Here is a 13,039-nt window from a genome sequence, read left to right on the forward strand (position 1 = left end):
TTAACAGTGTTCCCTTTGCGCTAGTAGGCGCTAGACTTGGCATGCTTTGTTGCTTCTGGGGAACAATGATGGGGCTGGATGACGCGCTGATCTTTACCCGAGTGGTGGAGTGCCACAGTTTCACCCAGGCTGCGACCAGCCTGGGCATGCAGAAGTCCACGGTAAGCCGACGCATCGCGCTGCTCGAAGAGCGTCTGGGTGTGCGCCTGCTCAACCGGACGACGCGCAAGTTGCGCCTCACCGAGGTAGGGCAGGCCTACTACGAGCGCTGTCGGCAGATCATGCTCGACTTCGCCGAGGCCGAGCAGGCGGTGATGCAGCTGCAGCGCGAGCCGTCGGGGCTGTTGCGCATCACCTCACCCATCGAGTTCGGCCAGCTTTTTCTCGGGCGAGTGCTGGGTGAGTTCATGCGCCAGTACCCGCAGATCGACGCCGAGGTAGAGCTGACCTCGCGATCCGTGGACCCGCTGGAGGAGGGTGTGGACATCGCCATCCAGGTCGGCCAGCCGCAGGATTCCACGCTGATCGCGCGCAAGTTGTTCGAAAGTGGCCGGCGCCTGTGCGCGAGCCCTGCCTACCTGGCGGCGCACGGTACGCCGCGCAGTGTCGCCGAGCTGGAGGGGCATCGCGCGATCCTCCTGCAGCACGATGCCCCCCGCTACTGGCCGCTGCTGGGCGAGCATCTGCCCTGCCAGCGGGTGATGACCTGCAACAACATCACCTTCGCCCGCGAGGCGACCCTGGCCGGTGCAGGTATCTCCGGGCTGCCGGTAATGATCAGCGAGGAGGCGGTGCGCAGTGGGCGCCTGGTCGAGCTGCTGCCCGAGGCGCGCCTGCCGGTGGGGGAGGTCTATGCCATCTACCCGTCGCGGCGCTTCCAGGCGATGAAGGTCAAGACCTTCCTCGACTTTCTCATCGCCAGCTTGCCCATCACCCGCGGCGGGCTGCTGGAGCCGGGGGGCGCCGGCCTGCTAACATCGCCCGCTTGATTCAAAACCTCGTGTCTTCCTTCCGAGAGCATTCATGACCACCGTCCGTACCCGTATCGCGCCTTCGCCGACTGGCGATCCCCATGTCGGCACTGCCTACATCGCACTGTTCAACCTGTGCTTCGCTCGCCAGCACGGCGGTCAGTTCATCCTGCGTATCGAAGACACCGACCAGCTGCGTTCGACCCGCGAGTCCGAGCAGCAGATCTTCGACGCCCTGCGCTGGCTGGGCATCGAGTGGGACGAGGGCCCGGACGTTGGCGGCCCGCATGGCCCGTATCGGCAGAGCGAGCGCGGCGAGATCTACAAGCAGTATTCGGACGAACTGGTCGCCAAGGGCCATGCCTTCCCGTGCTTCTGCTCCGCCGAGCGCCTCGATGAAGTGCGTGCGCAGCAGATGGCCAACAAGGAAACCCCGCGTTACGACGGCCACTGCATGCACCTCGATCCGGCCGAGGCGCAGCGCCGCATCGCCGCAGGCGAGTCGCACGTGGTGCGCATGAAGGTGCCGAGCGAAGGCGTCTGCGTGGTGCCGGACATGCTGCGTGGCGATGTCGAGATCCCCTGGGATCGCATGGACATGCAGGTGCTGATGAAGGCCGATGGCCTACCGACCTACTTCCTGGCCAACGTGGTCGATGACCACCTGATGGGCATCACCCATGTACTGCGCGGCGAGGAATGGCTGCCGTCGGCGCCCAAGCTGATCAAGCTGTACGAGTACTTCGGCTGGGAACAGCCGGCGCTGTGCTATATGCCGCTGCTGCGCAATCCGGACAAGAGCAAGCTGTCCAAGCGCAAGAACCCCACCAGCATCACCTTCTACGAGCGCATGGGCTACCTGCCGCAGGCCATGCTCAACTACCTCGGCCGCATGGGCTGGTCGATGCCGGACGAGCGCGAGAAATTCTCCCTGAACGAGATGATCGAGCACTTCGACATCAACCGCGTGTCGCTGGGCGGGCCGATCTTCGATCTGGAGAAGCTGTCCTGGCTCAACGGCCAGTGGCTGCGCGAGCTGCCGGTGGAAACCTTCGCCGCGGAAGTGCAGAAATGGGCGCTCAACCCCGAGTACCTGATGAAGATCGCGCCGCACGTGCAGGGCAGGGTGGAAACCTTCAGCCAGATCGCACCGCTGGCCGGCTTCTTCTTCTCCGGCGCGCTGAACCTGGACGCCAAGCTGTTCGAGCACAAGAAGCTGTCGCCCGACCAGGTGCGCCAGCTGATGCAGCTGATCCTGTGGAAGCTCGAGTCGCTGCGCCAGTGGGAAAAGGAGCGCATCACCGGCTGCATCCAGGCGGTGGTCGAGCACCTGGAGCTGAAGCTGCGTGACGCCATGCCGCTGATGTTCGCCGCCATCACCGGCCAGGCCAGCTCGGTGTCGGTGCTCGATGCCATGGAAATCCTCGGCCCGGATCTGACCCGCTTCCGCCTGCGCCAGGCGCTGGAGCTGCTCGGCGGCACCTCGAAGAAAGAGACCAAGGAGTGGGAGAAGCTGCTGGCGAGCATCGCCTGACGTAGGGTGCGCCACGCGCACCGGGGTATCTTCATTGCCGTGCTGCGCGCGGCGCACCCTACGGGTGTCGTACGACCCTAAGTAATTGTTCTAGTGGCAAAAACTTTTGGCTAGCAGGAAAAATGTTGTTGACAGCCAATCGGGGCGCTCTTAACATGCGCCCCGTCCTCGAGATGGGGCTATAGCTCAGCTGGGAGAGCGCTTGCATGGCATGCAAGAGGTCAACGGTTCGATCCCGTTTAGCTCCACCAATCTCGACTCCTTCGGGAGTGCCAGAATCGATGTGAGTCGATTCACGATCAGGGTCTTGCGTCCCCTTCGTCTAGTGGCCTAGGACACCGCCCTTTCACGGCGGTAACAGGGGTTCGAGTCCCCTAGGGGACGCCACTTATTCCAGCCGCAGTGCTCAGGCGCTGCAGCCAGACCGCAAGGTTTCGGGGCTATAGCTCAGCTGGGAGAGCGCTTGCATGGCATGCAAGAGGTCAACGGTTCGATCCCGTTTAGCTCCACCAAACACTGACAAGGCCAGCTTAGTGCTGGCCTTGTTCTTCGAAGGTTCTGTCCCCTTCGTCTAGTGGCCTAGGACACCGCCCTTTCACGGCGGTAACAGGGGTTCGAGTCCCCTAGGGGACGCCACTTTCCAGTCGCAGCGCGCAGGCGCTGCGAGCCGACCGCAAGGTTTCGGGGCTATAGCTCAGCTGGGAGAGCGCTTGCATGGCATGCAAGAGGTCAACGGTTCGATCCCGTTTAGCTCCACCAATCACACTCAAGGCCAGCCTAGTGCTGGCCTTGTCGTTCGAAGGTTTCGTCCCCTTCGTCTAGTGGCCTAGGACACCGCCCTTTCACGGCGGTAACAGGGGTTCGAGTCCCCTAGGGGACGCCAATTTTCTTGCCGCATTTGCGGAACCCAGGGGCTGCCTCTTCAGAGGCGGCCCCTTTTTGTTTCTGCCTTCTCTTTCTCGGGTCTGTGCGCCGTCGCGTTGCCGGCGGACCAACGGTCGCTGCGGCAACTTGCAAATTAATATGACGATCGTAATATTGTGTCCGTCATATGAAAGGACTTGGCCATGAGCGACGGCAAGATTCAAACCCGCAAACGCATTCTCGCTGCTGCGCAGCGCGTGCTTGCAGAGCGCGGCCCCAGCGATCCCGCGGTCGCGGAGGTGATGGCCGCTGCAGGGCTGACGGTGGGGGGCTTCTACGCCCATTTCCCCAGCAAGGACGCCCTGATGCTCGAGGCCTTCCGTCAGTTGCTCAGCGCACGGCGCGAGGGGGTGGCAGCGGTCGATCCGAAACTCGCCGGCGTGGACCGCAGGGCCCTGATGGCGGCGTTCTACCTGTCGCGTCGGCATCGCGACACGCCTGAAGCCTGTTGCCCGCTGCCCAGCTCGCTGGCGGAAATCGCGCGCATGCCGGACGGCTTTCGTCAGGTCCTGGCCGAACACATTGAATTGATGGTGGCGCAGATGAGCAGTGCGCCGGAAGAGGCGAATGCGGCGCTGGCTGACCTGGCGCTGATGGTGGGTGGTCTGGCTCTGGCCCGGGCGCTGGGCCCCGGCGAGTTGTCCGACCGTGTGTTACGTGCTGCCAAGTCGGCAGTGGTGTGATCAGGCTCGAAGGAGAAGGTGATGAACCAGATGACATGGGTACGTGGTGTCAATGCAACCCTGGGCAGAGTAGCTCCGCAAATGGTCGCCAGCCGTCTGCGCGAGCGTTTCATGACGCCGCGCAATCTGCCTCCGCGGGACTGGGAGCTGCCGCTGCTGACCAGTGCCGAGCGCATCACGCTGCGCTTCGGTCTCTCCGCGCTGCGCTGGGGCAGCGGCCCAACCGTGCTGCTGATGCATGGCTGGGAGGGGCGGCCGACCCAGTTCGCCTACTTGATTCGTGGCCTGGTCGATGCCGGCTACGGGGTCGTGGCGCTGGACGCCCCGGCCCATGGACGCTCGCCTGGTCGCGAGGCCAACCTGGCGCTGTTCGCACGGGCATTGCTCGAAGCCGCCAGCGAGCTGCCGCCGCTGAAGGCCGTGATCGGTCATTCCATGGGCGGTGCCAGCGCGCTGTTGGCAACGCAGATGGGGCTACGTACCGAGGCGCTGGTGAGCATCTCCGCACCAAGCCGGATACTTACCGTGTTGCGCGGCTTCGCCCGCTTCATGGGCCTGCCGGCGGTGGCGCGTTCGCATTTCGTGCGCCAGGTGGAGAGGACTGCTGGCATTCCGGCGGCGCATCTCGACGTGCAGCGCTATCAACTGGAGCTGCCGGGGCTGGTCGTGCATGCCGAGGATGATCAGGTGGTGCCCGTGAGCGAAGCTGAGCTGATTCACGGCGCCTGGTTCGACAGCCAGTTGCTGCGTTTGCCGGCCGGCGGGCATCAGCGGGTGCTGGGTGATCCGCTGCTTCTGCAGGCGGTGCTGGGGCTGCTCGGCGAGGTGCGTCAGGCGCCGTCGAAGGCCTTGGCTTCGTAGCTGACGACCTGGTTGCGGCCGCCTGCCTTGGCGCGATACAGCGCGCGATCGGCCAGGTCGAGCCAGTGCTCGCCGCAGCTCGGGTCATGCGGTACGCCGGCGTGCAGGCCGATGCTCAGGCTCAGCGGTATCGAATGCTGCTGGTACGGGCAGGGATGCCGGGCCAGGTCGTCGCGCAATTGCTCGGCCAGATCGAGCGCGCCGTCCAGGCTGGTGTTGTCGAGCAGGGCGACGAACTCCTCGCCGCCGAAGCGGGCCAGCAGATCGCTGCTGCGCAGGCGCTGCTGGATGCGTTGCGCCGCATGGCGTAGGCAGGCGTCCCCGGCGAGGTGGCCATAGCGGTCGTTGACCTGTTTGAAGTGGTCCAGATCCAGCATCAGGATGGCCACTGACTGTTTGCCGCGTTCGGCGCGGGCACAGGCCCGGGTTAGCTCTTCGCTGAGGGTCTGGCGGTTGAACAGACCGGTCAGGCCGTCACGGCGATTGAGTTCTGCCAGGCGCAGGTTGGCGTTGGACAGTTGGTGCAGGGTTTCCTGCAGCGTGGCGGTACGCTCCTGCACGCGTTGCTCCAGGCTTTCGCTGATCTGCGTCTGCAGTTCCAGGTGCCTGGCCTGTTCGGCGCGCAGATGACGCTCCTGAGCGATCAGCTGAGTCTGGGCCTGGCGCTTGGCTTCCTGGATATGGCGGATGCGGGCGGCCAGGGCGATGGAGAAGACCGTCATCTCGATCAGCCCGCCGATCTGCTGGGCATGCAGGGTCAGCAGCGAATAAGGCAGCAGGCCGGTGCCGCTGAGGATGCTGGCCAGGCTTGCGGCTATCAGCACGAACCAGCCGAGGGCGAACAGGCGCGCAGCCGCAAAGCCGGCGCGCCAGCGCAGCAGGGTGATCAGGAAGGCAGCCACGGCGCAGGCCACCAGCAGGAGGAAGCTGCCGAACAATGCCGGCGTGTAGGGGCCGAACAGGGCCATGGCCACGACCAGCCAGGTGCAGGCCTTGAGCGATTGCACGACCCAGCGATAAGGCGCCGGCGCCTTGTCCAGTTCCAGCACGCCCTGGGTGAAGTGAATGCCGAACAGGGTGGCCAGGGCCGAGCTGAGCGGAAAGCTCAGTTGATGCCAGACCATGGCGTTGGGCCACAGCCACTGCAGGGCGAAGCCGAGCTGGATGAACTGATAGAGGCTGAAACCGGCGACGAACAGGCTGTACCAGAGGTAATTGCGGTCGCGGGTGATGCAGAAGATGCTCAGGTTGTAGATGAACATCGCCAGCAGCGCACCGAAGAACAGGCCCTGCAGCAGCAGGCTGCGTTGCTCCTGATGGTCGAACGCCTCGCGCGTCATCAGGCTGGCGCTGAGGTTGGCCGAGCCGTCGGTCTGCATGCGCAGCCAGATGCGCCGCGTCTCTCCCGTTTCCAGGTTCAGCGGTAGCACCAACTGGCGGTGCTCCACCCAGCGCCAGTCGAAGGGGCGCTGATCGCCGGCGCGGTATACGCGCTCGCCGTCCAGTCCGTAGGCGTCGAGCTGGTCGAGCAGCGGGTTGCCGATCAGCAGCACCCAGCCGAACGATCGGGAGTGGGGGTTGTGCAGGTCAAGGCGCAGCCAGTAGGCGCTGCCGCCATAGCCGAAGCTGGCATCGCGCCGGCCCACGTCGCGCCATGCCGAGTCGGGCAGGGCGCTGACCTGGGCAAAATCCGTCTGGCCCTGCGGATCTTGCCAGACCTGCATGTAGGGGCCTGGCAGCACCGGCGTCTGGCCGATCGGCAGAGGCAGGCTCTCCGCCCAGGCCAGGACTGGCAGCAGCATCAGCAACAGGAGGCGCAGGGTGGCAGTCAATTGCTCGGTTCTCGTGCTGGCAGGCGAGTTCGCCGCATTATGGCGTGATGGCACGGTGCGATGAAAGCATGGCGCTGCACCTGGCTGGGCAGCGGCGTATCATGCGGGGCTTCGAGGGCGTGGCCGCCACTGCGCCTGCGACCGATCACCCAGCTCGCCACGCACATTCCGCGCTGGCTGCAAGCCCGGAGGTAAAGCCATGAACTGGGATCTTCCCAGCCCCTTCGTCATCGACATCCAGGTGTCTGCCGAGGACATCGACGGTCTCGGCCATGCCAACAATGCGGTATACGTCAGTTGGCTGGAGCGCTGCGCCTGGCGTCATTCGCAGTTTCTCGGGCTGGATCTGGTGGAGTACCGCCGCCTGGATCGCGCCATGGCCGTGGTCCGGCATGAGATCGATTACCTGGCCAGCGCCTACGAAGGGCAGCATCTGCAAATGGCGACCTGGATCGTCGAATCCGACCAGCGGCTGAAGATGGACCGGCGCTTTCAGCTGCTGCGTCCCGAGGATGCGGTGACGCTGTTGCGGGCCAAGACCACCTTCGTCTGTATCGAGCTCTCCAGTGGCCGGCCAAAGCGCATGCCCGCGGAGTTCGTCGACGGCTACGGCAAGGCGCTGCTGCAACCCTATCCGCTGGAGCTGTAGCGCCGGTCAGTTGAGCAGTGGTGCGAGAAAGACCTGCTCAGGCTCCACCATGATCGCGAACTGCCTGGTTTCGCCGGGGCGCAGCAGGATCGATTGCATGGCGTCCGGGCCGCGGCCGCCGCAATAGCCGCTTGGCGACAGGGCTACCGCGAGGCTCAGCTCGCCGCTGGGCAGGTCGAGGCTGGTGCGCTCTCCCGGCCCCAGCGTGGCGACCACCTGCTGGTTGACGTAGAGCTCGACGTCGCAGGCGTTGGGTGCATTGCTGTCGCGGCTGAAGATCAGGCGCGCCGGGGCATCGCTCGCAGCGTCGGCGGGCATGTGTTCGACGCCGCGCGGCAGGGGATCGGCGGCCAGTGCGCCGCTAGCGAGCAGGCCGAAAACCATGAGCATGATGCGAAGCATGGATGTCCTCCGTTGGTGGCCCCAGCAGTGTGGATCATCTTGCGTATGGCCGGCGACCCCTTAAACTGTGCGCCCCATTTTTTCGGACGACTCCATGCAAATCGCCCTGGCACCCATGGAGGGGCTGGTCGACGAGATCCTGCGCGACGTACTGACCCGCATCGGCGGTATCGACTGGTGCGTCACCGAATTCATTCGCGTCAGCGACCGCCTGCTGCCGGCCGCCACCTACCACAAGCTCGCCCCCGAGCTGTTCGCCGGTGCCCGCACCCAGGCGGGCACACCGATGCGCGTGCAGTTCCTCGGCTCCGATCCGCAGTGTCTGGCCGACAACGCCGCCTTTGCCTGTGGCCTGGGCGCGCCGGTGATCGACCTCAACTTCGGCTGTCCGGCCAAGACGGTGAACAAGTCGCGCGGTGGTGCCGTGCTGCTCAAGGAGCCGGAGCTGCTGCACGCGATCGTGCGCGAGGTGCGGCGCACCGTGCCGGCCGAGATTCCGGTAACGGCGAAGATGCGCCTGGGCTTCGAGGACAAGAGCGTCGCGCTGGACTGTGCGCGGGCGCTCGCCGAGGGCGGCGCGAGCCAGATCGTGGTGCATGCGCGTACCAAGGTCGAAGGGTACAAGCCGCCGGCGCACTGGGAGTGGGTGGCGCGGGTGCAGGAGGTGGTGGCCGTGCCGGTGTTTGCCAATGGCGAGGTGTGGACGCTGCAGGACTGGCGTCGTTGCCGGGAGATCAGCGGCGTGGACGACATCATGCTCGGGCGCGGGCTGGTCTCGCGCCCAGGCCTGGCGCGACAGATCGCAGCGGTCAGGGCGGGTGAGCAGCCGCAGGAAATGAGTTGGGAGGAACTGCAGCCGCTGCTGCAGGACTTCTGGCGGCAGGCGCGGCGCAAGCTGGCACCGCGTTATGCGCCGGGGCGCCTGAAACAGTGGCTGGCGATGCTTACGCGCACCTATCCCGAAGCCGTGACGTTGTTTGCCGAGGTTCGCCGCGAGCAGGATTGCGAGCGCATCGACCGGCTGCTCGGGACGGTTGCAGCGCCTGCATAGGACGCAACGCGCGTGCCCGGGCGGTCAATCCGCACGGGTAGTGGGGGCACTCGGCCTAGGCGCTCGCAAAACCCTATCGCCGAGGCTGGCGAGCCTGACCTGTAAACGAATTTTTCAGGCGCTTGAAAATTCTCCACCTGACCTCAGTTAAGGGGATGCGGGATGCCGAAGTCGGGTTCCGCGATATGACCCTTGCTGAAATTTTCAGGAGAATACTCATGAGCAACGTACTGTCCCTGGCCCCCCTGTTCCGCCAGTCCGTCGGTTTCGACCGTTTCAACGACCTGTTCGAGTCCGCGCTGCGCAGCAACGACGCCGGCAGTTCCTATCCTCCCTACAACGTCGAGAAGCACGGCGAGGACCACTACCGCATCGTGGTCGCGGCAGCCGGTTTCCAGGAGGAGGACCTGGAACTGCAGGTCGAGCGTGGCGTGCTGAGCGTGGTCGGCAACAAGCGTGACCGCAGTGCCGAGAGCGTCAGCTACCTGCACCAGGGCATTGCCCAGCGCGCCTTCAAGCTGTCCTTCCGCCTGGCCGACCATATCGAGGTCAAAGGTGCCGATCTGGTCAACGGCCTGCTCAATATCGAGCTGGAACGTATCGTCCCGGAAGAGGCCAAGCCCAAGCGCATCCCTATCGGTGAACAGCGTCCGGCGCTGGAAAACTGAGTCCGGTCGATGCCGAAAGAAGAAGGCGCCCCGCGGGGCGCCTTCTGCGTTTTTGCCATGAATGAAGCGGAGCTGCCGGTCCTGTGGCCGGCTCAGCTGCGATGTTGGCCGAGCAGGGCGCGGAAGGCGTCCTCCGGCACCGGCTTGCTGAACAGGTAGCCCTGATAAAGGTGACAGTCCTGCGCTTGCAGGAAGTCCAGCTGTTCCTGCTGCTCGACGCCCTCGGCGATCAGCCCCAGGCCCAGGCTGCGCGCCATGGCGACGATGGCGCGAATGATGCCGGCGTCGTTGGGGTCGCTGGTGGCATCGCGCACGAACGACTGATCGATTTTCAGCATGTCCACCGGCAGACGCTTGAGGTAGGTCAGCGAGCTGTAGCCGGTGCCGAAATCGTCCATGGCGAAGCTGACCCCGTGCTTCTTCAGGCGCAGCATCTTGCCGACGGTGTCGTCGATGTTCTGGATCACGATGCCTTCGGTGATTTCCAGTTTGAGCATGGCGTGGGGCAGCTGGCTGGTACGCAGGCAGCCGGCCACGCGCTCGACGAAATCGTGCTGGCGGAACTGCCTGGGGCTGATGTTGACGCACAGGCTGAAGCGCTCGGCGTCGATCAGCTCGTCGGCCAGCAGGCGGGCGCAGAGGTGACAGGCTTCGGTCAGCACCCAGCCACCGACCTCGATGATCAGCCCGCTTTCTTCCAACACCTGAATGAACTGCGCCGGCGACTGCGGACCGTGCTGAGGGTGCTGCCAGCGCAGCAGGGCTTCGGCGCCGACCACCTGGCCATCGCGGGCATCGACCTGGGGCTGGAAATGCAGTTCGAACTCGCCGCGTGCCAGTGCCAGGCGCAGGTCGTTCTCCAGACGCAGACGGGCGCTGACGGCGTCCTGCATGGTGCTGCGAAACAGCTGAATGGCATTGCGGCCCGAATCCTTGGCCCGATACAGGGCGATGTCGGCGCGCTTGAGCAGGTCGGCGGGGGTTTCGCCGTGGTCGGGAATCAGGGCGATGCCGATGCTCGGTGTGACCTGCAGATGGTGCCCGTCCAGCAGCATGGGCTCGGCCAGCAAGTGGCGCAGTTTCTCGGCGACCTGGCGGACCTGACGGGTGACTTCCGAGCGCTTGCCCTGCAGGCCGCAGAGCAGCACCACGAACTCGTCGCCCCCCAGGCGCGCCACGGTGTCTTCGAGGCGCACGGTGGCTTCCAGGCGGGCGGTTACCAGGCGCAGTACCGCATCGCCGACCGGGTGGCCGAGCGAGTCGTTGATGTGTTTGAAGTGATCCAGGTCGATGAACAGCAGGGCGCTGCGCATGTCGTGACGCTTGAGCAGCGCGATCTGCTGGGTCAGGCGATTGATCAGCATGGCGCGGTTGGGCAGGTTGGTCAGTGCATCGTGATAGGCCAGGTGCTGGACCTGAGCCTGCGCCTGTTTCAGCTCGCTGATGTCGCGGGCGGTGAGCAGCAGGCAGGAGCTGCCATTGAGATCCAGCGGCTGAACCGAAACCTCCACCAGGCGCACATCGCCATTGCGGTGTTGCCCATGCATTTCCATGTGCAGCACCTGGCCGTTCTTGGCCAGGTGATCGAGCATCACTGCGCGCTCCTCAGGGAAGGCCCAGATGTTGAGCTCGAAGGCCGTGCGCCCGATCACTTCGGCCGAGCTGTAGCCGGTGAGGCGGGTGAAGCCCTCGTTGACCTCTATGTAGCGCGCGGTGTCGCGCTCGGTGATGGTGATGGCGTCCGGGCTGGAGTGGAATGCCTTGGCGAACTTCTCCTCGGAGGCGCGCAAGGCATCGGCGCGAACCTGCTGCTGGGTGATGTCGCGAATCACCCCGAACATGCGCCTTCGACCGTCTGCCTCGCGCTGCAGGCTGCCGCTGATCTCCAGCCAGTGCAGGCTGCCGTCCGGCCAGCGGATGCGGTGGCGCAGCGCGCGGCCTTCGTCGTTGCCGGCGAGAATGGCATTGAACTGGCGCAGCACCGCACCCCGCTCTTCGTCGGGGATCAGTTCGATGTACTCGACGCTGCTGCTCAGCGGGCGTTCGGGATCCAGGCCAAACAGGGCCTGAGCCCCGCGCGACCAGCTGACCTGGCCGCTGTCGATGTCCCAGTACCAGGCTCCCAGCCGGGCCCCGTTGAGCGCCGCCAGCAGTCGCGGCGCATCGCGCCAGGTCTGCTCGAACTCGGCAGGATCCTTGGCCGGGATGTGCGGCAGGCGTGGGGGCAGGTCAGTGGATCTGGCCATGGCCGGTCCTTCTGCGAGGCGCGATGGGGAGGACACCTGATGCTGTCATGCAGAGCCTATGCGATAGGGGTAACACCACGTTAGTCAAAGCCCGGCCGGCTATGCAAGATCGTCGCGCTGCGCATCCAGCAGGGCCATGAAGGCCCGCGCAGCGTTGGACAGGGTGCGCTCGGTATGCAGGATGTAGCCCAGTTGACGCGTGAGCTGGATTCCCGGCACGGGCAGGCGCGCCACTTGTTCGTCGAGCATGGTGCGCGGTAGCACGCTCCAGGCCAGGCCGATGGAGACCATCATCTTGATGGTTTCCAGGTAGTTGGTGCTCATGGCGATGTTGGGGGTTAGACCGCCTGCTTCGAACAGGCGTTGCACGATATGGTGGGTAAAGGTGTTGCCGCCGGGAAAGACCGCCGGGTGGCGCGCCACGTCGGCCAGGCTGATCGCCTCGGCGCGGGCCAGCGGGTGCTCCGGGGCGGCGACGAAGTCCAGCGGGTCGTCCCACACCGCCACGGCGCGGATCGGCTCGCGGGTTTCCGGGGCGAGGGTGATCACCGCCAGTTCGGCGCGACCGTGCAGGACTTCTTCGTAGGCCACTTCCGAATCGAGAAACTGGATATCCAGCGCCACCTGCGGGTGGGCACGGGTAAAGGCGCGCAGCAGGGCAGGGAGGCGGTGCAGGCCAATATGGTGGCTGGTGGCGAGCGTCAGGCGGCCGCTGACTTCGCCGGACAGGTTGGTCAGCGCCCGGCGCGTGTCGTCCAGCACGTTGAGGATCTGGTAGGCGCGCGGCAGCAATGCGCGGCCGGCCTGGGTCAGGCCGATCTCGCGACCGAGGCGATCGAACAGGCGCACGCCCAGCTGCTGTTCCAGGCCGGCGATACGCTTGCTCACGGCCGGTTGGGTCAGGTGCAGGCGCTCGCCGGCTTCAGAAAAACTGCCGGTTTCGGCAATGGCGATAAAGGCGTTGAGGTTGGCCAGATCCATAGAGGCAGCTCCGGGCGACAGGCTGCAAGGCAGGCTGGCCGCTGCGTCTTTTGTCGGCAGCTAGCAGCTCGCGGATTGCAGCTTCAGATCGATTCCTTTGTGGAATCTTCTGGATGAAAAATATGAATTTGAGTTATTCGTCCCGCGATCATAGCATTTCACCCCATAAGCCAAAGGGCCTTTTCGCCCGGGCATAGAAAAGTGCACTTCTGACGCCGGGCGGTGATAACGCAGGCA

General features: G+C 65.0%; 11 protein-coding genes and 6 tRNA genes. 13 read left to right on the forward strand and 4 right to left on the reverse strand.

The window, feature by feature from the left end; genetic code table 11:
* Window positions 1-68: 68 nt before the first annotated feature.
* The 10 genes from L1F06_RS09005 to L1F06_RS09050 all read left to right on the forward strand — a co-directional run bounded on the left by L1F06_RS09005 (window position 69) and on the right by L1F06_RS09050 (window position 4,973).
* Complete coding sequence (locus L1F06_RS09005) at window positions 69-989, forward strand: LysR family transcriptional regulator (protein WP_012018957.1); 921 nt, start codon at window positions 69-71, stop codon at window positions 987-989.
* A gap of 34 nt (window positions 990-1,023) precedes the next feature.
* The gene (gene gltX, locus L1F06_RS09010) at window positions 1,024-2,505 is read left to right on the forward strand and encodes a glutamate--tRNA ligase (RefSeq protein ID WP_012018956.1); all 1,482 of its coding nucleotides are present in this window, start codon (window positions 1,024-1,026) and stop codon (window positions 2,503-2,505) included.
* 175 nt (window positions 2,506-2,680) lie between these two features.
* Window positions 2,681-2,756: transfer RNA gene (locus L1F06_RS09015), tRNA-Ala, on the forward strand.
* Between the two features lie 60 nt (window positions 2,757-2,816).
* Window positions 2,817-2,892: transfer RNA gene (locus L1F06_RS09020), tRNA-Glu, on the forward strand.
* A gap of 49 nt (window positions 2,893-2,941) precedes the next feature.
* Window positions 2,942-3,017 (forward strand) — tRNA-Ala (locus L1F06_RS09025).
* A gap of 48 nt (window positions 3,018-3,065) precedes the next feature.
* Window positions 3,066-3,141, forward strand: a tRNA-Glu gene (locus tag L1F06_RS09030).
* 47 nt (window positions 3,142-3,188) lie between these two features.
* Window positions 3,189-3,264 (forward strand) — tRNA-Ala (locus L1F06_RS09035).
* Window positions 3,265-3,312: 48 nt separating this feature from the next.
* A tRNA-Glu gene (locus tag L1F06_RS09040) sits at window positions 3,313-3,388 on the forward strand.
* Between the two features lie 184 nt (window positions 3,389-3,572).
* Complete coding sequence (locus L1F06_RS09045) at window positions 3,573-4,112, forward strand: TetR/AcrR family transcriptional regulator (protein WP_012018955.1); 540 nt, start codon at window positions 3,573-3,575, stop codon at window positions 4,110-4,112.
* A 21-nt stretch (window positions 4,113-4,133) separates the two neighbouring features.
* Window positions 4,134-4,973 (forward strand): alpha/beta fold hydrolase, encoded by an 840-nt coding sequence (locus L1F06_RS09050; protein ID WP_036987092.1) that lies wholly within the window; start codon window positions 4,134-4,136, stop codon window positions 4,971-4,973.
* On the opposite strand, the gene L1F06_RS09055 is transcribed toward L1F06_RS09050, so the two are convergent.
* Window positions 4,943-6,775 carry a sensor domain-containing diguanylate cyclase gene (locus L1F06_RS09055; RefSeq protein WP_353851033.1) on the reverse strand — a complete coding sequence of 611 codons (1,833 nt, stop codon included), beginning with the start codon at window positions 6,773-6,775 and terminating at the stop codon, window positions 4,943-4,945. The genes L1F06_RS09050 and L1F06_RS09055 overlap by 31 nt on opposite strands.
* Before the next feature lie 229 nt (window positions 6,776-7,004).
* On the opposite strand from L1F06_RS09055, the gene L1F06_RS09060 reads away from it, so the two are divergent.
* Window positions 7,005-7,454, forward strand: a complete 450-nt coding sequence (locus tag L1F06_RS09060; RefSeq protein ID WP_003243611.1) for an acyl-CoA thioesterase — start codon at window positions 7,005-7,007, stop codon at window positions 7,452-7,454.
* 6 nt (window positions 7,455-7,460) lie between these two features.
* Here L1F06_RS09060 and L1F06_RS09065 read toward each other — a convergent pair whose 3' ends face one another.
* Complete coding sequence (locus L1F06_RS09065) at window positions 7,461-7,856, reverse strand: hypothetical protein (protein WP_003243613.1); 396 nt, start codon at window positions 7,854-7,856, stop codon at window positions 7,461-7,463.
* A 94-nt stretch (window positions 7,857-7,950) separates the two neighbouring features.
* Between L1F06_RS09065 and L1F06_RS09070 the strand changes: the two genes are divergently transcribed.
* Window positions 7,951-8,907, forward strand: a complete 957-nt coding sequence (locus tag L1F06_RS09070; RefSeq protein WP_129483544.1) for a tRNA dihydrouridine synthase — start codon at window positions 7,951-7,953, stop codon at window positions 8,905-8,907.
* Between the two features lie 218 nt (window positions 8,908-9,125).
* A complete protein-coding gene (locus L1F06_RS09075) occupies window positions 9,126-9,575 on the forward strand; it encodes an Hsp20 family protein (RefSeq protein WP_041772897.1) in 450 nt (149 codons plus the stop codon).
* A gap of 92 nt (window positions 9,576-9,667) precedes the next feature.
* Here the strand turns inward: L1F06_RS09075 and L1F06_RS09080 are convergent, their stop codons facing one another.
* Both L1F06_RS09080 and L1F06_RS09085 read right to left on the reverse strand, forming a co-directional pair.
* On the reverse strand, window positions 9,668-11,821 hold the full coding sequence (locus tag L1F06_RS09080; RefSeq protein WP_003243617.1) for a putative bifunctional diguanylate cyclase/phosphodiesterase: 2,154 nt from the start codon (window positions 11,819-11,821) through the stop codon (window positions 9,668-9,670).
* 99 nt (window positions 11,822-11,920) lie between these two features.
* Window positions 11,921-12,802 carry a LysR family transcriptional regulator gene (locus L1F06_RS09085; protein WP_003243618.1) on the reverse strand — a complete coding sequence of 294 codons (882 nt, stop codon included), beginning with the start codon at window positions 12,800-12,802 and terminating at the stop codon, window positions 11,921-11,923.
* Window positions 12,803-13,039: the final 237 nt, after the last annotated feature.

The organism is Pseudomonas hydrolytica, from assembly GCF_021495345.1.
Taxonomy (GTDB): Bacteria; Pseudomonadota; Gammaproteobacteria; order Pseudomonadales; family Pseudomonadaceae; genus Aquipseudomonas; species Aquipseudomonas hydrolytica.